We start from the raw sequence: 19561 nt of genomic DNA, 5'->3' as shown, positions 1-19561 counted from the left end.
TGTGCGCCGCGCGGGCGGAGAAGCGAACAAGGAGGAGGCGTGAGCGACGCGCGCGACGCGCTGGGAGGCGCGGACACGTTTCTGCGGATGTGGCGGGAGCTGTTGCCCGTCGGGCGGGAGCCCCGCAGCGGTGGGTACCGGCGATATGCGTGGAGCGACGCGGACGCCGAGTGCCGGGCGTGGTTCCGGGAACAGGCCGAGGCACGCGGGCTCGCCTACGAGGTGGACCGCAACGGCAACCAGTGGGCGTGGCTCGGTGATCCGTCCGAGGGCGACGCCGTCGTCACCGGCTCGCACCTCGACTCCGTACCGGACGGAGGCGCTTTCGACGGGCCGCTCGGCGTGGTCTCCTCCTTCGCCGCGCTGGACGAGCTGAGGGCGCGCGAGAGCGCGCCGCGCCGGCCCGTCGGCATCGTCAACTTCGGTGACGAGGAGGGCGCACGCTTCGGGCTCGCCTGCGTCGGCTCACGGCTCACCGCAGGACAGCTCAGCCCCGAGGCGGCGCGTGAGCTGCGCGACGCGGACGGTGTCTCGCTGCCGGAGGCGATGGAGCGCGCCGGATACGACCCGGCGGCGATCGGCCCGGACCCCGAACGGCTCGCCCGCATCGGCGCGTTCGTCGAACTCCACGTCGAGCAGGGACGTGCGCTCGACCTGTCCGGGGACCCGGTGGGCATCGCCTCGGCGATCTGGCCGCACGGGCGCTGGCGGTTCGACTTCCGCGGTGAGGCCAACCACGCAGGCACCACCCGGCTCGACGACCGCCGCGACCCCATGCTCACCTACGCCACCACCGTGCTCGCAGCCCGGAAGAAGGCGCGGCTGGCGGGCGCGCTCGCGACCTTCGGCAAGGTCGCGGTCGAACCGAACGGGGTCAACGCCATCCCCTCCCTCGTGCGCGGCTGGCTTGACTCCCGCGCCGCCGACGAGGAGACCCTCGCCGCTGTCGTCGAGGAGATCGAACGCGCGGCGACCGAGCGCGGCAGCCGCGACGGCGTCGATGTGACCGTTACCCGCGAGTCCTTCACCCCCGTCGTCGAGTTCGAGCACGCACTGCGCGATCACGTCGCGAAACTGTTGGGCCCGCCGGTTCCCGTGCTGCCGACCGGCGCAGGACACGATGCGGGTATTTTGTCCGCCTCGGTCCCCACCGCCATGCTGTTCGTACGCAACCCCACCGGGGTGTCGCACTCCCCGGCGGAAGCGGCCGCCGAGGACGACTGCCTCGCCGGGGTGACCGCACTCGCCGACGTACTGGAAGGCCTCGCGTGTCCGTGACCACTCCTGATGCCCTCTTCTGGCTCGAACACGCCTGGCTGAACGGCACGGTGGAGTCCGGCGTCACCGTCAGGGCCGAGGGTGGGCGGATCACGTCCGTGCGCACGGCGGCCGGCAGCCCGCCACCGGGCTCGACCGTGCTGCACGGCCTCACCGTGCCCGGCCTGGCCAACGCCCACTCGCACGCCTTCCACCGCGCCCTGCGCGGCAGCGTCCAGGTGGGAGCCGGCACCTTCTGGACCTGGCGTGAGCAGATGTATTCGGCCGCCGCCCGCCTCACCCCCGACACCTATTTCGCGCTCGCCCGCGCCGTCTACGCCGAGATGGCGCTGGCGGGCATCACCTGCGTGGGCGAGTTCCACTACGTGCACCACCAGCCCGACGGCACGCCCTATGACGCACCCAACGCCATGGGCGAGGCGTTGATCGCCGCCGCGGCCGAGGCCGGAATCCGCATCACCCTCCTCGACACCTGCTACCTCTCCTCCGGCTTCGGGAAGCCCCCGGAGCCGCACCAAATCCGCTTCAGCGACGGCGACTCCGATGCCTGGGCCGCCCGCGTCCAGGGCCTCGACTCCGGCACACCCGGCCGAGACCACGTCAGGATCGGCGCCGCCATCCACTCTGTGCGTGCCGTGCCGGCCGACCAGCTCTCCACCGTCGTCCGCTGGGCCGGGGAACGGCAGGCCCCGCTGCACGTCCATCTCTCCGAGCAGACCGCCGAGAACGAGGCCTGCGTCCTCGCCCACGGCACCACCCCGACCAGGCTCCTCGCCGACCACGGTGCACTGGGCCCGCGGACCACGGCCGTCCACGCCACCCACCTCACCCCCGAGGACATGAGCCTCCTCGGCGGTTCGGCCACCACCGTGTGCATGTGCCCCACCACCGAACGGGACCTCGCCGACGGCATCGGCCCCGCCGCGCAACTCGCCGGCAAGGGGAGCCCGTTGAGTCTCGGCAGCGACAGTCATGCCGTCGTCGACATTCTCGAAGAGGCACGCGCGATGGAGCTCGACGAGCGGCTGCGCTCCCGCACCCGCGGCCACTGGACCGCATCGCAGCTGCTGCGCTCCGCAACCGAGCACGGCCATGCCTGCCTCGGCTGGCACGAGGCCGGCCGCATAGAGGCCGGCGCGCTCGCCGACTTCACCACGATCGCGCTGGACACCGTCCGTACTGCGGGAACCACGCCCCGGCTCGCGACCGAGACCGCCGTATTCGCCGCGAGCGCAGCGGACGTACGCCACACCGTGGTCGGCGGCCGTCACGTCGTACGCGACGGAGCCCACCGGCTGGTCCAGGACGTGCCCGTGGCCCTGGCGCGCGCCATCGCCGCCGTCCGCACCTGACAGCCCACCATCCGTCGCAGGCCACGACCAAGGACACCACCACTGAGATGGCGACCGCGATCACCAACATCGGCACCCTCGTCACCAACGATCCCTCCCTCGGCCAGGGCCCCCTGGGCATCATCGAGAACGCAGCCGTCGTCATCGACGGCGACCGCATCGCCTGGGTCGGCAGTTCCAGCAAAGCACCCCCCACTGACAACCGGACCGACGCCGAAGGGCGGGCGGCCGTCCCCGGCTTCGTCGACTCCCACTCCCATCTGGTGTTCGCGGGCGACCGCACCGCTGAGTTCAACGCCCGTATGTCCGGCCGCCGTTACACGGCCGGCGGCATCCGCACCACCGTCGCCGCCACCCGGGCGGCCTCCGACGACGAGCTCGACGCCACCGTTGCCCGGCACGTCGCCGAGGCGCTGCGCCAGGGCACCACCACCATCGAGACCAAGTCCGGCTACGGTCTCACCGTCGAGGACGAGGCACGCTGCCTGCGCATCGCGGCCCGCCACACCGACGAGGTCACCTTCCTCGGCGCGCACATCGTCCCCCCGGACCACGCCGACGACCCCGCCGCCTATGTGGATCTCGTTACCGGGCCGATGCTCGACGCCTGTGCGCCGCACGCCCGCTGGATCGACGTCTTCTGCGAGCGCGGCGCCTTCGACGGCGACCAGGCCCGCGCCGTCCTCACCGCGGGCGCCGCCCGCGGCCTGACCCCGCGCATCCACGCCAACCAGCTCGGTCCCGGCCCCGGCGTCCAGCTCGCCGTCGAGCTCGGCGCCGCCTCCGCCGACCACTGCACGTACCTGACCGAGCAGGACGTCGACGCGCTCGCCGGCGGCAGTACCGTCGCGACCCTGCTGCCCGGCGTGGAGTTCTCCACCCGCTCCCCCTACCCCGACGCCAGGCGGCTGCTGGATGCGGGTGTGACCGTCGCCCTGTCCACCGACTGCAACCCAGGGTCGTCCTTCACCAGCTCCGTGCCGTTCTGCATCGCCGTTGCGGTGCGGGACATGGGCATGACACCAGACGAGGCGCTCCACGCCGCCACCGTGGGCGGCGCCGCGGCCCTGCGCCGCACCGACGTCGGCCGCGTCGGCGAGGGCGCCCGCGCCGACCTCGTCCTGCTCGACGCGCCCTCCCATGTCCACCTCGCCTACCGGCCGGGCGTCCCGCTGGTCAGCGCGGTCTGGCGGGCGGGAGTACGCGAGGTGTAGCGGACGGGAAACGGGCCCGGGGCTGCGCCCCGGGCCCGTTTGCCCTTGCCTATCGGTTCACTCTTCGGTGAGCAGCCCGCGACGCAGACGCGTCAGCGTCCGCGTCAGCAGCCGGGAGACGTGCATCTGGGAGATCCCCAGCTCCTCGCCGATCTCCGACTGGGTGAGGTTGCCGACGAACCGCAGCGAAAGGATCTTGCGGTCGCGCGCCGGCAGCTCGGCGATGAGCGGCTTGAGCGACTCGACGTACTCGATGCCTTCCAGACCGTGGTCCTCATAACCGATCCGGTCGGCGAGCGCACCCTCTGAGTCGTCCTCCTCCGGCTGGGCGTCCAGCGAGCTGGCCGTGTACGCGTTGCTCGCGGCCATGCCCTCGACGACCTCGTCGTCGGTGAGGTCGAGCCGCTCCGCGAGTTCGGAGACGGTCGGGGCGCGGTCCAGCTGCTGGGCGAGCTCGTCACCGGCCTTGGCCAGGTCGAGCCGCAGCTCCTGCAGGCGGCGCGGGACCCGCACCGACCAGCTGGTGTCTCGGAAGAAACGCTTGATCTCGCCGACGATCGTCGGCATCGCGAAGGTGGGGAATTCCACACCGCGGCTGAGTTCGAAGCGGTCTATCGCCTTGATGAGCCCGATCGTGCCGACCTGCACGATGTCTTCCATCGGCTCACTGCGGGAACGGAACCGGGAAGCGGCGAATTTCACCAGCGCCAGGTTCAGCTCGACCAGCGTGTTGCGGACGTACGCGTACTCGTGCGTGCCTTCTTCCAGCGTCTCCAGGCGCTGGAAGAGCGTCTTGGACAGAGCCCTTGCGTCCAGCGGTCCGACCTCGTCGAACGGCGGGATCTCCGGGAGCCCGAGCCCCTCCAGTTCCGCCGGCGTGTTGGTCGACGACGTCGGCGGCTCCAGGGATGCGCCCTGCGCTTCCTGGAGCGTGTGCGCGTCGAGCTGGGGTGCCATGATCTCCTCCTTCGGCCGGGGATACGCGGCTGCCGCTGCCGTGGTCGTACTGCTGATCGCGGCGCCTCCGAGTCGGCCGTCTACGGATATCTCCCTCCCTGCCTACCCGCTTCCCCGTGCGCGTGGCAAGTTCGGCAGTGAACCCGTGACGGATCTTTGCGACTACCGCCCGGTTCCGTTACGGCGTAGGGTTCAACAGCGCAGCTGAAGGCAATCAGGAGGAATGGCATGGACCGCGGGATGGTCGGCACGACCGGCCGGGACCGTCTCAGTGTCGCGGTGCGGCACAGCGGGCGCTCCGCGATCTTCACGCCCGCAGGTGAGCTGGATCACCACACCGCGGAGCTCCTTCGGGAGCCGATGGAACGCAGCGTCGACGACGGCTTCGCCAAGCTGGTGGTGGACTGCTCGCAGCTGCAGTTCTGCGACTCCACAGGTCTGAACGTGCTGCTCGGCGCGCGCCTGAAGGCCGAGGCCGCCGGGGGAGGGGTTCATCTCACCGGGTTGCTCCCGACGGTCTCCAGGGTGTTCGAGATCACAGGTGCCGATGCCGTTTTCAGTGTGCATGACAGGCTCGACGAGGCGCTCACCGAATGACCAGCTGATGACTGGCTGATGACGGCCTGACGACCGGCTTCTGACCGGCGAACGACCGGCGGCCGAGGGGATCACCGACGTCCTCTCACTGCCGCCGCACCGGCTCATAGGAATCCGTGGGTGTTGCCCGGAATCCGTCGGGCAGGAGACCCCTCGAACTTGTCGGACATCGGTGAGGTGAAGCGCTGATGAGCACCACCCGGCCCTTCGCGCCGGACGACCGCGGCCACGAGCGGGGCCAGGCGGCCGACTCCGGCGTGCCTGGAGGCGGCCGCCAGGTGCGTCGCATCGACCTCGCCGACGCGATAGGCGTGGTCCCGCTCGCCCGTGACTTCACCCGCCAGGCGCTCTACGAGTGGGGCTGGCTGCCCGCCGCCTCGGAGGAGTCACGGGCCGCCGCGGAGGACATCCTGCTCGTCGTCTCCGAACTCGTCACCAATGCGTGTCTGCATGGCGGCGGCCCGCGGGAGCTGCGGCTGCACCGGGCGCCCAAGGTGCTGCGTATGGAGGTCACCGACGGGGGCTCCGGCGACCCCGCACCTCGTACGCCGCACCGGGCAGGCCGGCCGGGGGGCCACGGCATGTTCATCGTCCAGCGGCTCTGCCTGGACTGGGGGGTTTCGCGGAGCCCGGAGGGCGGTCCGGGCAAGACGGTATGGGCCGAACTGGCGGGGCCCGTCTAGCGCGGTCCGCCGCAGACTTCCGTTCCGGGTCCAAGGCCCGGTTTTTCTTCGTTGTTTTCCTGTGTCTTCCCTCGGCAAGGTCCCCGGCGTACCGTCGGGCCCCGAATCTGATGTGCCGTCAGTAACTCGTCAGGGAAGGCTGGCGGCGGAAGGCCGAAGGGAGACAGCGGTGTCGCACTCCACGCACAGGACGGCGTCCCGGGGCGGAGCGCTCGCCCTGGTCGCATCGGTGGTGGCGGGGGTGGCGCTCACCACCGCCCCGGCCGCGTACGCCAACACCGTCGACGTCGACTACCAGTGCCAGACGCCCATCGGGCAGAAGAGCGGCGTCTCGCCCATCAACATCACGGCAGCACCGACCGGGTCGAGCTACAAGCTGACGATGAGCTTCGAGAAGGGCGTCTCGTCCAGTCCGATCGAGCTCGGCGCCGGCGCGATGAACCCCAGCGCGGTGATCAAGGTCGGCGGCGCCGACTCCGGGGAGGTCCCCGTTTCCGGCCCGCCCAATGCCCAGCCGATACCCGCCAACACACCCATCAAGATCAATGACTTGACGGGTACGTACAACCCCAAGGCGAGCGGGACGGTCACCTTCACGGCCGGGACGCTCACCATCAAGGCGCTCGGCACCACGACCACCTGCAACCCCTCCAACAACCCGGGCCCGTCGCTGACGCTCTCCGTGACCGCTGCCGGCGGATCGGGATCCTCGGGATCCTCGGGGTCGTCGGGCTCGTCGAGCAGCTCCGGCGGCAGCGGTACGAGCGGCAGCACGGACACCGGCGGCACGCTCCCCAAGACCGGCCCCGACGACTCCACGATCGCCCTCGGCACCTTCGGCGGCACCGTGCTCCTGATCGGCGTCGGCGGCGTGCTGTGGCTGACCCGCAGGAGCCAGACGCGTTAGCGCGAGAAAGCGAGAGAAAGCAGGAGGAGCCCATGTCGTCGCTGAGGACGCTGCGCGTGGCGGCCGCGGTCGCCACGCTGCTGGCGTGCCTGGCCGTCGGCGGGTGGACGGCGTTCCCGGCCGCCGGCAGGCCGTACTTCTACTTCGAAGGCGGACCCGGCGGCGTGCTCCAGGACACCGTCTCGCTCGCCAACTCCTCCTCCCGTGCACAGCAGTTCACCCTCTTCGGTGCCGACGCGGTGGAGGCGCCCGACGGCTCCTTCCACCCCCGCACCGCCGCCGAGAGCACCGACGCAGGGACGTGGATCCGGTTCGCCTCATCGGCGCCCACGATCCCGGCCAGGACCCGTGCGGACATCCCCTTCACCATCACCGTGCCCGCGGGCACGGCGATCGGCAGCCATCCGGCGGCGATCGTCGTCAAGGACGGCGGCGGAAGGCAGCAGGAGATACCGGTCCATCTGCGGGTCACCGGGCCGACGCTCTCCGAGATCGCCGTCGAGGACGTCGCCGTCGTGGGCAACGGGAGGGCCGCCGGCATCCGGTACACCCTCGTCAACCGCGGCGACACCGCACTGAGCCCGAGCCTCGCCGTCCAGGCCGACGGCCTCTTCGGCCCCGTCCTGCACCGCGCCGCGCGCCCGCTCGGAATCGAGCTGCTGCCCGGCCGCCAGGCCGTGCTCACTGAGCCGTGGCCGGATCCGCCCGCCCTCGACCGGGTGCGCGTCCGGCTGCTGGTCACAGCGGACGGCCAGGCCCAGGCGTCGGCCACGACCTCGTACGAGGCGCTGCCCCTGGACGCGGCGGCGGCGGCCGCGGCGGCCGCCTCGTGCGGCGTCCTCGGTGCGGCTGTGCTCCTGGCCCTGCGGCGCCGCAGGCGACCCGAACTCCTTGACGACGACCAACAGGACGACAGCACACGGCAATTGGCGGGAGCGGCCACGTGAGGGCGATCGTGAGCGCGATACGCGCGGTTCGGCTGAAGCGGTGGAACCGGTGGGCGGCGGCCGTGCTGTCGCTCGCCGTGCTCATCGTGCCGTCCTCCGCCGCCGCGGCGGGCAGCGGCCCCACCATCAGCCTCTCCGCCCAGCAGGCCGGCCCCGGCAGCACGCTCACCGTCACCGGCCAGGGATGGCGCGGACATGCCCTGCTGACGCTGCTCGTCTGCGGCCAGGACGCCATCGGCGGCACCGACTCCTGCGACAACTCCACCGGCCGCGCCGTGACCACTGACGCCTCCGGCGCCTTCCACCAACAGCTGCCGGTCGCCGATCCGCCCAAGCCGTGTCCGTGCATGGTGCACGTCGCGACCGTGCTCGGCGACTACCAGACCGCCGACGCGCCGCTCGTCGTCTCCGGGCACCCGGTCGCAGCGCTGCCGCCGGACACCGGCGGCGGCCTGCTCACCGCCCTCGCCGCCCGCCTCGATGGCAGCAGCGGTCTGCTCACCTGGTTCGGCGCGCCGCCCTCCCGCCAACTCGTCGTCACCGTGGGCAATCTCGCCTCCGACCCTGCGAAGAATCCGGTCTTCCAGGTCGGCATCGCGCACGGCGTCTATGCGCCGCAATGGAACGACGAGCAGTGGCAGGGCACCGTGCAGCCGGGCCAGAAGGCGGAGGTCAGTGTGCCCGTCGAGCTGGCCGCGGGCGCGCACGGCGACTACCAGGTGACGCTGAAGTACGCGGGCAAGGTGCTCGCCGTGCAGCCGTGGGGCGTCTCGCGCCCCTGGGGAGTGACGCTCTTTTGGGTGCTGCTCTTCGTCGTCGTCCCCACGGCGATCTTCCGCATCGGCATGGCGACCGTCGACCGTCTGCGGCCGCGCAGGCCCGGCACGGTGTACGGCGGGGGTGCGCGCCGCCCGCACGCCCCGGCTCGGCCGGCACGGCCGGCGAGGCTGAGCACGCTCGCCGCCTCCCTGGCCAGGGCGGCCGATGCGGCCAAGGCCCAGGCCAAGAGCAGGGCCAAGACCGAGCCGGACCGCGCCCCCGTCGCCACCTCCGCGCGCGACGCCTCGGCACTGCCGTGGTTCACCCCGGACACCTCACCAACCACAACACCACCATCCGCACCCTCCGCACCGTCAGCCACTGAGCACTCCACAGCGAAGGGAAGCCCGTGACACGCATACGAAGGAGCCGCACCGCAGCCGCCGCGGTCGGAGTCGCGATGATGCTGGGCGGCGCCTCACTGATGTGGTCCGCGGGACCCGCGCTGGCCGACTCGTCGTCCTCGCCCGTGCCGCTGCCGTCCACGTCCCTGCTCCCGTGCTCCCTGCCGACCGGCGACCTGCCGACCTCCGTGCCCACTTCCCTGCCGTCGCTCAACAGCTCGACGCTCACCGCCGTGGTGTCGGGCGCCGCGGCCCAGGCATCCTCGTGCCTGCCGAGCGGGCTGCCGGTCCTGGGAGGGGCGGGCGGTACGAGCAGTTCCGGCGGCAGCAGCTCGTCGGGAGGGTCGAGTTCGAGCGGCGGCTCGGGCGGCTCCGGCGGGACGCACTTCGCTGGCGAGGTCGTCAACGTCAACTACCAGTGCATCACGCCGATCGGCAACAAGAGCGCCGTCTCGCCGGTCCAGATCAACGCCGACAGGAACGGCGGTGACTTCGGCCTGACGGTCCACTTCAGCAAGAGCGTCATGAACAGCCCGGCCTCCATCCCCGCCAACTCCGTCAAGCCGTCGATGGAGGTCAAGGTGGGCGGTGCGGACAGCGGGCAGGTCGCCGTCGCCGGCCCGACCAACCCCAAGCCCATCAACGCGGGCGACCCGATCGTGATCCCGGACATGACCGGCACCTACAAGCCGGGCGCCTCCGGATCGGTGACACTCACGCCCGGTGTGCTCACCGTCAACGCCCTCGGTACGACGACCACGTGCACGCCGGCGAGCGACCCGGGTGTCTCGCTCACCCTCGACACATCGGCCCAGCAGGGTGGCACGTCGGGCGGCGGCAGCAGCGCCTCGGGAGGTACGAGCGGTACGAGCGGAAGCAGCGGCGCCTCTGGCAGCAGCACGTCCGGCAGCAGCACCTCCGGCGGTCTCGCCCAGACCGGCGCCGGCAACATCGGCAGCCTGCACGCGCTCGGCCTCGTCGCCGGCACGGTCATCCTGCTCGGCGGTGCGATCTTCACGTTCACGCCCTGGCGCAGGCTGCGCCGGTGAACGCGAAGGGGTCCAGGGGAACGCGTCCCCAGGACCCCTCCGGATCACGTACGTCTGTGCGTCAGCGTCTGTGCGTCAGCGCACGTCGCCCATCAGCTTGATGACCTTCTTGCGCCACATCAGCAGCGCCACACCGCCGAGCGCGACCACCGCGCCCTGGATGGCGAAGGACGCCTCGGACATGAACGCGTTGCCCACGATCAGCTGGGTGAGCGCGGCCGTGCAGTCGCCCGCCGTCACCGCGAGGAACCACAGGCCCATGACCTGACCCGCGTACTTCTCCGGCGCCAGCTTGGTCGAGACCGACAGGCCGACCGGCGAGAGGCTCAGCTCCGCGACGGTCTGGACCAGGTACACCATCACCAGCCACATCGGCGAGACCTTGACGCCGCCCGTGGCTGCGGCCTGCGCCAGCATCATCACGCCGAACGAGATGCCGATGCCGATCATGCCCATCGCGAACTTGGCCGTCGTGCTGGGGTTGCGGTCGCGCAGCTTCACCCACAGCACGGCGATCACCGGGGCCAGCGCCATGATGAACAGCGGGTTGAGCGACTGGAACCAGCTGCTCGGGAAGCCGATGCCGAAAAGCGTGCCCGCGGTGTCCTGGCTGGCGAAGATCGTCAGCGTCGAGCCGGACTGGTCGTAGATCATCCAGAAGACGGCAGCGGCGATGAAGAACCAGATGTATCCGGTCATCTTCGACTTCTCATCCGCCGTGATCTCCTTGTCGCGGCGGATCTTGGCGAAGTAGAAGGCGGGCAGCGCGATGCCAGCCAGCGACAGCGGCCACAGCACCCAGTTGATGGTGAAGCTGCCGGTCGCCAGGACGACGGCGTAGAAGACGACGGCCGCCGCGGCCCACAGACCGGACTTCTTCAGCAGCGCAGCGCGCTCCTCGGCCCGCAGCGGGGCCGGGACGACGTTGCTGACCGGTGCGAGGTGCCGGGTGCCGAAGAGGAACTGGCCGAGGCCGAGCGCCATGCCGACGCCGGCGAGCGCGAAGCCCAGGTGCCAGTTGACGTTCTGGCCGACCGTGCCGATCACCAGCGGAGCGGCGAAGGCACCGAGGTTGATGCCCATGTAGAAGATCGTGAACGCACTGTCCCGGCGCGGGTCGGTGCGGTCCGGGTACAGGTGGCCGACCATCGTCGAGATGTTGGCCTTGAGCAGACCCGAGCCGACCGCGATGAAGACCAGGCCGATGAAGAACGACATCTCCACCGGCACGGCCAGCAGGAAGTGGCCGCACATGATGATCGTGCCGGCGACCGCGACCGTCTTGCGCGGTCCCCACAACCGGTCGGAGATCCACCCGCCCGGCATCGCCAGCAGGTACACCGTGGCGTTGTAGACCGAGTAGATCGCGGCACCCGTCGCCGCCTTGAATGCGAGCCCGCCCTGGGACGCCGGAGCGATCAGGTAGAGCACGAGCAGCGCCCGCATGCCGTAGAAGCTGAAGCGCTCCCACATCTCCGTCATGAAGAGGGTGGCCAGGCCGCGGGGGTGGCCGAAGAAGGTCTTGCCGCCGGTCGCAGGGGCTGCCTGCGGGGCGGCATCCTTCGTCAGGCTGGACGCCATGGGCATTCCTTGTGGTCGGGCCGCGACATCCGCCCACCCTGCCTGCGGCGGGAGGTGCCCCCTGCCGCGGCGGGGCGAGAGCGGACGCGGCCGCTGGGTGTGGGGGTGCAGCCCCCACCGCAAGCCGGAGGGGGCTGTCGTTGCAGGTCCGGGCACAGAAAGAACCTCCGGTACTGTGCGTCACCGGGGGTTCGCTGTTCGCTTATCGGACGTCAACCTAAGGTAGGTCAAAACTTGAAGGTTTTGCACCTCTCTGAGATGCAGGTCACAGGGGGCACCTGGTGCCGTCCGAGGTGCCCGGTGACAGCCCGCGCCCCCGGCCTGCCACGGCAATGATCCCGTTCACGCTTGCCCGCGCACGTCCCCGATATGCCGCGCGGACTACCATCGGCGCATGACCCGCGTATTGCTCGCCGAGGACGACGCCTCCATCTCGGAACCGCTCGCACGTGCCCTGCGCCGCGAGGGATACGAGGTCGAGGTGCGCGAAGACGGACCCACGGCACTCGACGCCGGCCTCCAGGGCGCCGTGGACCTGCTCGTGCTGGATCTCGGCCTGCCTGGCATGGACGGCCTCGAGGTGTGCCGCAGGCTGCGCACGGAGGGCCATGGCTTCCCCGTCCTGGTGCTCACCGCCCGGGCCGACGAGGTCGACACTGTCGTGGGGCTCGACGCCGGTGCCGACGACTACGTGACCAAGCCCTTCCGCCTCGCGGAGCTGCTGGCCCGGGTGCGGGCCCTGCTGCGCCGCGGCAGCGCGGAGGCGCAGCCCGCCACCCAGGGCGTGCGCATCGACGTCGAGTCGCACCGCGCCTGGATCGGCGACGACGAACTCTCGCTCACCGCCAAGGAATTCGACCTGCTGCGCGTCCTGGTACGGGACGCGGGCCGGGTCGTCACCCGCGACCAGCTGATGCGCGAGGTGTGGGACACCACTTGGTGGTCGTCGACCAAGACCCTCGACATGCACATCTCCTGGCTGCGCAAGAAGCTCGGCGACGACGCCGCCAACCCCCGCTACATCTCGACTGTCCGCGGGGTCGGCTTCCGGTTCGAGAAGAACTGATTCGAAAAGATGCGAAAAGAGCAGGACTGAGCTGAGTGCGCCGCCGCCTGATCAATTCCACACTCGCCGTGGTGCTCGTCGTGATCGCGGTCTTCGGCCTGTCGCTGGTGATCGTGGAGAGCAGGACGATCGAGAGCAGCGCCAAGGACAGCGTGCAGTCGGACGCCGTCCAGCTGATAGGAGTGGTGGAGAACCGCATCGCGGCGGGCGAGAAGGTCACCTCCGCCACGCTCGGGCGGCAGGTCGAGCCCGGCCGGTACGCGGTGATCAGCGTGCCGGGACAGGCCCCCATCACCCTGGGCGCGCCGCCCAGGGGTGACGTCGTCCAGGCCCGGCAGGCCGGGGCGCACGGCGAGACCGTGCTCGTCCAGGAACCGCACTCGGAGGTCACCAGGCAGATCGGCCGCACCCTGCTGGTGATCCTCACCGTCGCGCTGCTGGCGATCGCCGCCGCCGTCGTCCTCGCCGTGCAGCAGGGCAGACGCCTCACCGCGCCGCTGCTCGACCTCGCCGAGACCGCCGAGCGGCTCGGCTCCGGCGACCCCAGGCCGCGCCACCGCCGCTACGGAGTGCCCGAGCTGGACCGGGTCGCCGACGTGCTCGACGCGAGCGCCGAGCGCATCGCGCGGATGCTCACCGCCGAACGGCGGCTCGCCGCGGACGCCTCGCACCAGCTGCGCACGCCGCTCACCGCGCTGTCGATGCGGCTGGAGGAGATCATCGCCACCGACGACCACGACACGGTCAAGGAGGAGGCGTCGATCGCGCTCGGCCAGGTCGAGCGGCTCACGGACGTCGTGGAGCGGCTGCTGACCAATTCACGCGACCCGCGCTCGGGCTCCGCGGTCGCCTTCGACCTCGACGAAGTGATCAAGCAGCAGCTGGAGGAGTGGCGCCCGGCCTACCGCGGTGAGGGGCGCACCATCTCCCGCTCGGGCACCCCGGGGCTGCGGGCGGTGGGCACCCCCGGCGCGGTCGCCCAGGTGCTCGCCACGCTGATCGAGAACTCGCTCATGCACGGCGCGGGCTCGGTCGTCATCCACACCCGTGTCACCGGTAACCAGGCGGTCGCCGAGGTGACGGACCAGGGCCAAGGGGTGCCGCCGGACCTGGGAGCGCGGGTCTTCGAGCGGACGGTGAGCGGCCGCAACTCGACGGGTCTGGGCCTCGCCGTCGCCCGCGACCTCGCGGAGGCCGACGGAGGCCGTCTGGAGCTGCTGCAGCAGCGCCCGCCGGTCTTCGCGCTCTTCCTGGCACGTGCGGGCGCCGAAGGCGGCGACGACGTCGGCGGCGTCGCACAGGGCCGTGAAACGCCGGAGGGCCCCGAACAGGGCCCTCCTGTGCTGCGGTGAGGTTGTGCTGGGCGGCGGCTACGGCTACTTGCGCGCGCCGGCCCTCGCCTGCTGCTCGGACTCGGTGAGAAACGCCTCGGCCTGCTCGACGGCCTTGGCCGGCAGCGAACGGAACACCCAGGTGCGGTACGACCAGAAGCGGAAGAGTGTGGCCACGCCGATACCGGTGAGGCTCCAGAAGTTGTTGGCCAGCCGGCCGTCCCAGCCCATGCCGTAGGTGGCGGCGTAGAGGATGCCGTTCTGGATTACCAGGCCGACCACGCTGAAGAAGACGAAGAGGCCGATCTCCTTGCCGCGCTGGCTCCTGTCGGCGTTCCGGTACGTGAAGTACCGGAAGCCGACGTAGTTGAAGGCGATGGCGATGATGGTGGCGATCACGCTCGCGCGGACGGTCTGGAGACCGGTGCTGAGGAGCAGGTTCAGCGCGATCATGTTGACGAAGATGCCCGCGATGCCGACGAGGCCGAACTTGGCGACCTCCCGGTAGAGGAGCTTCACTCGGGTGTTCAACGCGCTCAGTCGACTCATGGTGATCGCAGGGCCTTGTCTGTCGGTGTCTGTCGGATGCCGGCGATACGGCTGTGCGTGGACGCCCCCGAAGCCTCATGCTAACCGCTGAGGGTGAACAGCTGCCTGCCGAAGGGTGTAACCCGGCGTGCGAAAGGGTACGACCTGTTGCACGCTCGGTTCCCGTGAGTGAAGACGTCCCCTTGTCGGCGGGGGTTGGTCCGGGTTGCCTTAAAAACGTCTTAGACCTTGCGACCGATACCCTGTGAGGGTGACATTCCCCGTAGTCGGCATGGTCGGGGGCGGCCAGCTCGCCCGCATGACGCACGAGGCGGGCATCCCTCTCGGCGTCAGGTTCAAACTTCTCAGTGACACCCCTCAGGACTCGGCGGCGCAGGTGATCGCTGACGTCACCGTCGGCGACTACCGCGACCTGGACACCCTGCGGGCCTTCGCACGCGGCTGCGACGTGGTCACCTTCGACCACGAGCACGTGCCGACCGAGCACCTGCACGCCCTGGAGGCGGACGGCATCGCCGTACGCCCCGGCCCCGAGGCCCTCGTCCACGCCCAGGACAAGGGCGTGATGCGGGCGAAGCTGGACGCGATCGGCGTCCCCTGCCCGCGCCACCGCATCGTGCGCGATCCCGACGACGTCGCCGCCTTCGCCGCTGAGGGCTCGGGATTCCCCGTGGTGCTGAAGACAGTCCGCGGCGGTTACGACGGCAAGGGCGTATGGGTCGTGTCGTCCCCGGCGGAGGCGGCCGACCCGTTCCGGGCCGGTGTCCCGGTGCTCGCCGAGGAGAAGGTCGACTTCGTACGGGAGCTCGCCGCCAACGTCGTGCGCTCCCCGCACGGCCAGGCCGTCGCGTATCCGGTCGTCGAGTCGATCCAGGTCGACGGCGTCTGCGACACGGTCATCGCCCCGGCGCCCGGCCTCGCCGATGAGCTGTCCGCTCAGGCGCAGCAGCTCGCGCTGACGATCGCCAAGGAGCTCGGCGTCGTCGGCCACCTCGCGGTCGAGCTCTTCGAGACGCGCGACGGCCGCGTGCTCGTCAACGAACTGGCGATGCGCCCCCACAACAGCGGTCACTGGACCCAGGACGGCGCCGTCACCTCCCAGTTCGCCAACCACCTGCGGGCGGTGCTCGATCTGCCGCTCGGCGATCCGCGCCCCCGCCAGCCGTGGACGGTGATGGTCAATGTGCTCGGCGGAGACTTCCCCGACATGTACTCCGCGTACCTGCACTGCATGGCGCGCGACCCGGCCCTGAAGATCCACATGTACGGCAAGGACGTGAAGCCGGGGCGCAAGGTCGGCCACGTCACCACCTACGGCGACGACCTGCCCGAGGTGCGCGAACGCGCCCGTCACGCCGCCGACTACCTGCGAGGAACGATCCAGGAATGAGCTCCAACCAGTCCCTTCGGCCCCTTGTCGGCATCGTGATGGGTTCCGACTCCGACTGGCCGGTGATGGAGGCGGCGGCGCAGGCCCTCGACGAGTTCGAGGTGCCGTACGAGGTCGACGTCGTCTCGGCGCACCGCATGCCGCGCGAGATGGTGGCGTACGGCGAACAGGCCGACGCGCGCGGGCTGAAGGCGATCATCGCAGGCGCGGGTGGTGCGGCCCACCTGCCGGGGATGCTGGCCTCGGTGACCCCGCTTCCCGTGATCGGCGTTCCCGTACCGCTGAAGTACCTCGACGGCATGGATTCGCTGCTGTCGATCGTGCAGATGCCGGCCGGGGTCCCGGTGGCGACCGTCTCGGTGGCGGGGGCGCGCAACGCGGGGCTGCTCGCGGTGCGTATGCTCGCCGCGCACGACGGCGAGCTGCGGGAGCGGATGCGCCAGTTCCAGGAGGAGCTGAACCAGCAGGCCACGGAGAAGGGCAAGCGGCTGCGGGCCAAGGTCGACGGCGCGTCGGGCTTCGGATTCGGCAACTGACCGCCAACTCATCGGCGGCACACCGGCGGCACACCGGCGACTGAGGGACACACACAATGGACTACCGGGCCCGCGCCCGCGAACTGCTCGCTGCGCACCCCGTCGTGGACGGCCACAACGATCTGCCGTGGGCGCTGCGCGAGCAGGTCCGCTACGACATCGACCGCCTCGACATCGCCACCGACCAGAGCGCGACCCTGCACACCGACATCCCGCGGCTGCGGGCCGGTGGCGTGGGCGCGCAGTTCTGGTCGGTGTACGTGCGCAGCGACATGGCGGGGGACGACGCCGTGAGCGCGACGCTCGAACAGATCGACATCGTACGGCAGTTGGCCGACCGCTACCCCGACGACCTGCGGCTCGCGTTCACCGCCGACGAGATGGAAAAGGCGCGCGCCGAGGGCCGTATCGCCTCGCTGATGGGCGCCGAGGGCGGTCACTCCATCCACAACTCCCTTGCCACGCTGCGGTCGTTGTACGAGCTCGGCGTGCGCTACATGACGCTCACCCACAACGACAACGTCGCGTGGGCGGATTCCGCGACCGACGAGCCCAAGGCGTGGCTCAAGGTGGCGCGTAGGGGGTCCCCCCGGACGGAGTCTGGGGGAGCCTCGTCTGAGGGCGGTGGTGGGCGACGGGCGGGACTCACCCGCTTCGGTGAGGAGGTGGTCCGCGAGATGAACCGCCTGGGCATGCTCGTCGACCTCAGCCACGTCTCGTCCGACACGATGCGGGACGCGCTGCGCGTGACCTCGGCTCCCGTCGTCTTCTCGCACTCCTCCTCGCGCGCGGTCTGCGACCATGTGCGCAACATCCCGGACGACGTGCTGGCGCTGCTGCCCGCCAACGGCGGTGTGGCGATGGCCACCTTCGTCCCGAAGTTCATCCTGCCGGAGGCCGTCGAGTGGACGCGGCGCGCGGACGAGAACATGCGCGCCCATGGCCTCCACGCGCTCGACACCACCCCGGAGGGGATGAAGGTCCAGCGGGCGTTCGAGGCGGAGCACCCGCGTCCCGTCGCCACCGCCGCGACCGTCGCCGACCACCTCGACCACATGCGTGAGGTCGCAGGCATCGATCACCTCGGCATCGGCGGCGACTTCGACGGCACCGCCTTCACACCGGACGGTCTCGACGACGTCTCCGGCTACCCCAATCTTGTCGCAGAGCTGCTGCGGCGTGGCTGGTCGGACGACGATCTCGCCAAGCTGACCTGGCGCAATGCGGTGCGTGTGCTGCGGGAGGCCGAGTGCGTCGCCCGAACGCTGCGTGCCGAGCGCGGCCCGTCCAACGCGACCATCGACCAGCTGGACGGCTCGGACGGCTGAGATCGACGGCGCGACGGCTGAGCGCCCGGTCGGGCATCACGCCTGGGGGCGGCCCATCGCGCGGAAGGTCCATCCGGTCTTCCGCCACAGCTCGGGGTCGAGCGCGTTGCGGCCGTCCAGCAGGTGCCGCTCCGAGGCGACCTCGCCGAGCGCGGCGGGGTCGAGCTCACGGAACTCCCGCCACTCGGTGAGGTGCAGCACGACATGGGCGCCGCGCACGGCGTCGATCGCCGACGGGGCGTACTCGAGCGTCGGGAACAGCCTGGCGGCGTTCTCCATGCCCTTCGGGTCGTAGACGGTGACCTGGCCGCCCTGGAGGTGGATCTGGCCGGCGACGTTGAGCGCGGGCGAGTCCCGTACGTCGTCGGAGTCGGGCTTGAACGTAGCGCCGAGCACCGCGATCCGCTTGCCGAGGAAGGCGCCGCCGCACGCCTGGCGGGCGAGCTCGACCATGTGGCCGCGGCGCCGCATGTTGATCGAGTCGACCTCGCGCAGGAAGGTGAGCGCCTGGGCGGCGCCGAGCTCGCCGGCGCGGGCCATGAAGGCGCGGATGTCCTTGGGCAGGCAGCCGCCGCCGAAGCCGATCCCGGCGCGCAGGAACTTGTGGCCGATGCGATCGTCGTGGCCGATCGCCTCGGCGAGCTTGACCACATCGCCGCCGGCCGCCTCGCAGACCTCGGCCATCGCGTTGATGAACGAGATCTTCGTGGAGAGGAACGAGTTCGCGGCGTTCTTGACCAGCTCAGCGGTGGCGTAGTCGGCGACGACGAAGGGCGTGCCCTCGGCGATGGGCCTGGCGTACACCTCGCGCAGCAGCGTCTCGGCGCGCTCGGAGCGTACGCCGACGACGATCCGGTCCGGGCGCAGGGTGTCCTCGACCGCGAACCCCTCGCGCAGGAACTCCGGGTTCCACGCCAGCTCGGCGTCCTGCCCGGCCGGGGCGAGCTCGGTGATCCGGTCGGCCAGGCGCTCCGCGCTGCCCACAGGCACGGTCGACTTGCCGACGACGAGTGCGGGCCGTGTCAGATGCGGGGCGAGCGATTCGACGGCGGAGTCGACATAGCTCATGTCGCAGGCGTACTCGCCGTGCTTCTGCGGGGTGTTGACGCAGATGAAGTGCACATCACCGAAGGCGGCCGCCTCCTGCCACGAGGTGGTGAAGCGCAGCCGCCCGCTCGATCCCCCGATCCCGGCGACGTGCCGGGCCAGCAGCTCGTCGAGGCCCGGCTCGTACATCGGGGCCCGGCCGGTCTCCAGTGTCGCGATCTTCTCGGGTGAGATGTCGAGTCCGAGCACCTCGAAGCCGAGCTCGGCCATGGCGGCGGCGTGCGTCGCGCCGAGGTAGCCGGTCCCGATCACGGTGAGCTTGATCGTCACGGAGGTCTGCCTTTCGGGGATCGGCGCAGTGCGTCGCGCCGAGCATAGTCGGGGTTCGGTGGTCGGCTGCCCCTGTCGGCTACCTCACGCGTCACTCACGTATCCGTTTACCCGTACCACCTCTAGCATTAGGTTACTTAACGGTAGTTAGCGGTGCTTGAGCTTGAGCTTTGGGAGTGAGGACACCTTGTCCGGTTCGACGGATTTCGATCTTTACCGGCTGTCCGAGGAGCACGAGATGCTCCGGGAGACGGTG

18 protein-coding genes are annotated in these 19561 nt (G+C 70.7%); 14 read left to right on the top strand and 4 right to left on the bottom strand.

Annotated elements, in window-relative coordinates; all coding sequences use genetic code 11:
• Positions 1-39 precede the first annotated feature (39 nt).
• Genes NGB36_RS32440 through hutI form a run of 3 tightly spaced genes read left to right on the top strand, consistent with a single transcriptional unit; the run spans position 40 to position 3844 of the window.
• The gene (locus NGB36_RS32440; protein WP_255924240.1) at positions 40-1278 is read left to right on the top strand and encodes an allantoate amidohydrolase; all 1239 of its coding nucleotides are present in this window, start codon (positions 40-42) and stop codon (positions 1276-1278) included.
• A complete protein-coding gene (locus tag NGB36_RS32435; RefSeq protein WP_255924239.1) occupies positions 1275-2630 on the top strand; it encodes a formimidoylglutamate deiminase in 1356 nt (451 codons plus the stop codon). Before NGB36_RS32440 ends, NGB36_RS32435 begins: the two co-directional genes overlap by 4 nt.
• A 47-nt stretch (positions 2631-2677) precedes the next feature.
• Positions 2678-3844 carry an imidazolonepropionase gene (hutI, locus tag NGB36_RS32430; protein ID WP_255924238.1) on the top strand — a complete coding sequence of 389 codons (1167 nt, stop codon included), beginning with the start codon at positions 2678-2680 and terminating at the stop codon, positions 3842-3844.
• Between the two features lie 57 nt (positions 3845-3901).
• Here hutI and NGB36_RS32425 read toward each other — a convergent pair whose 3' ends face one another.
• The gene (locus NGB36_RS32425) at positions 3902-4801 is read right to left on the bottom strand and encodes an RNA polymerase sigma factor SigF (RefSeq protein WP_255924237.1); all 900 of its coding nucleotides are present in this window, start codon (positions 4799-4801) and stop codon (positions 3902-3904) included.
• A 228-nt stretch (positions 4802-5029) separates the two neighbouring features.
• Between NGB36_RS32425 and NGB36_RS32420 the strand changes: the two genes are divergently transcribed.
• The 6 genes from NGB36_RS32420 to NGB36_RS32395 all read left to right on the top strand — a co-directional run bounded on the left by NGB36_RS32420 (position 5030) and on the right by NGB36_RS32395 (position 10147).
• Complete coding sequence (locus NGB36_RS32420; RefSeq protein ID WP_255924236.1) at positions 5030-5398, top strand: STAS domain-containing protein; 369 nt, start codon at positions 5030-5032, stop codon at positions 5396-5398.
• 188 nt (positions 5399-5586) lie between these two features.
• Entirely contained in the window at positions 5587-6081 is a 495-nt protein-coding gene (locus NGB36_RS32415) for an ATP-binding protein (protein ID WP_255924234.1), read from the top strand.
• Between the two features lie 169 nt (positions 6082-6250).
• On the top strand, positions 6251-6988 hold the full coding sequence (locus tag NGB36_RS32410) for an LPXTG cell wall anchor domain-containing protein (protein WP_255924233.1): 738 nt from the start codon (positions 6251-6253) through the stop codon (positions 6986-6988).
• 32 nt (positions 6989-7020) lie between these two features.
• Positions 7021-7935, top strand: coding sequence for a hypothetical protein (locus tag NGB36_RS32405; RefSeq protein WP_255924231.1), 915 nt, complete (start codon positions 7021-7023; stop codon positions 7933-7935).
• Positions 7932-9107 carry a hypothetical protein gene (locus NGB36_RS32400; RefSeq protein ID WP_255924229.1) on the top strand — a complete coding sequence of 392 codons (1176 nt, stop codon included), beginning with the start codon at positions 7932-7934 and terminating at the stop codon, positions 9105-9107. The genes NGB36_RS32405 and NGB36_RS32400 overlap by 4 nt, the downstream gene beginning before the upstream one ends.
• The gene (locus NGB36_RS32395; RefSeq protein ID WP_255924227.1) at positions 9104-10147 is read left to right on the top strand and encodes a hypothetical protein; all 1044 of its coding nucleotides are present in this window, start codon (positions 9104-9106) and stop codon (positions 10145-10147) included. Before NGB36_RS32400 ends, NGB36_RS32395 begins: the two co-directional genes overlap by 4 nt.
• Positions 10148-10222: 75 nt before the next feature.
• Here the strand turns inward: NGB36_RS32395 and NGB36_RS32390 are convergent, their stop codons facing one another.
• The gene (locus NGB36_RS32390; RefSeq protein ID WP_255924225.1) at positions 10223-11728 is read right to left on the bottom strand and encodes a peptide MFS transporter; all 1506 of its coding nucleotides are present in this window, start codon (positions 11726-11728) and stop codon (positions 10223-10225) included.
• A gap of 394 nt (positions 11729-12122) precedes the next feature.
• Here NGB36_RS32390 and NGB36_RS32385 point away from each other — a divergent pair, with 394 nt between their 5' ends.
• Together NGB36_RS32385 and NGB36_RS32380 are read left to right on the top strand one after the other, a co-directional pair.
• Positions 12123-12794: a response regulator transcription factor gene (locus tag NGB36_RS32385; protein WP_255924224.1), complete on the top strand. Its 672-nt coding sequence runs from the start codon at positions 12123-12125 to the stop codon at positions 12792-12794.
• A gap of 35 nt (positions 12795-12829) precedes the next feature.
• Entirely contained in the window at positions 12830-14146 is a 1317-nt protein-coding gene (locus NGB36_RS32380) for a sensor histidine kinase (protein ID WP_255924223.1), read from the top strand.
• A gap of 24 nt (positions 14147-14170) precedes the next feature.
• Here NGB36_RS32380 and NGB36_RS32375 read toward each other — a convergent pair whose 3' ends face one another.
• Positions 14171-14674, bottom strand: coding sequence for a GtrA family protein (locus tag NGB36_RS32375; protein ID WP_255924222.1), 504 nt, complete (start codon positions 14672-14674; stop codon positions 14171-14173).
• A gap of 244 nt (positions 14675-14918) precedes the next feature.
• Between NGB36_RS32375 and NGB36_RS32370 the strand changes: the two genes are divergently transcribed.
• From NGB36_RS32370 to NGB36_RS32360, 3 genes are read left to right on the top strand one after another with little or no spacing between them, the layout of a single operon-like run.
• Entirely contained in the window at positions 14919-16064 is a 1146-nt protein-coding gene (locus tag NGB36_RS32370) for a 5-(carboxyamino)imidazole ribonucleotide synthase (protein WP_255924221.1), read from the top strand.
• The gene (purE, locus tag NGB36_RS32365) at positions 16061-16600 is read left to right on the top strand and encodes a 5-(carboxyamino)imidazole ribonucleotide mutase (RefSeq protein WP_255924220.1); all 540 of its coding nucleotides are present in this window, start codon (positions 16061-16063) and stop codon (positions 16598-16600) included. Before NGB36_RS32370 ends, purE begins: the two co-directional genes overlap by 4 nt.
• Positions 16601-16656: 56 nt before the next feature.
• The gene (locus NGB36_RS32360) at positions 16657-17928 is read left to right on the top strand and encodes a dipeptidase (RefSeq protein ID WP_255924219.1); all 1272 of its coding nucleotides are present in this window, start codon (positions 16657-16659) and stop codon (positions 17926-17928) included.
• Between the two features lie 36 nt (positions 17929-17964).
• Here the strand turns inward: NGB36_RS32360 and NGB36_RS32355 are convergent, their stop codons facing one another.
• Entirely contained in the window at positions 17965-19305 is a 1341-nt protein-coding gene (locus NGB36_RS32355) for a UDP-glucose dehydrogenase family protein (RefSeq protein ID WP_255924218.1), read from the bottom strand.
• Positions 19306-19561: the final 256 nt, after the last annotated feature.

This window comes from Streptomyces humicola (assembly GCF_024436035.1).
GTDB lineage: Bacteria > Actinomycetota > Actinomycetes > Streptomycetales > Streptomycetaceae > Streptantibioticus_B > Streptantibioticus_B humicola.
This window is presented reverse-complemented; position numbering and strand designations above follow the sequence as displayed.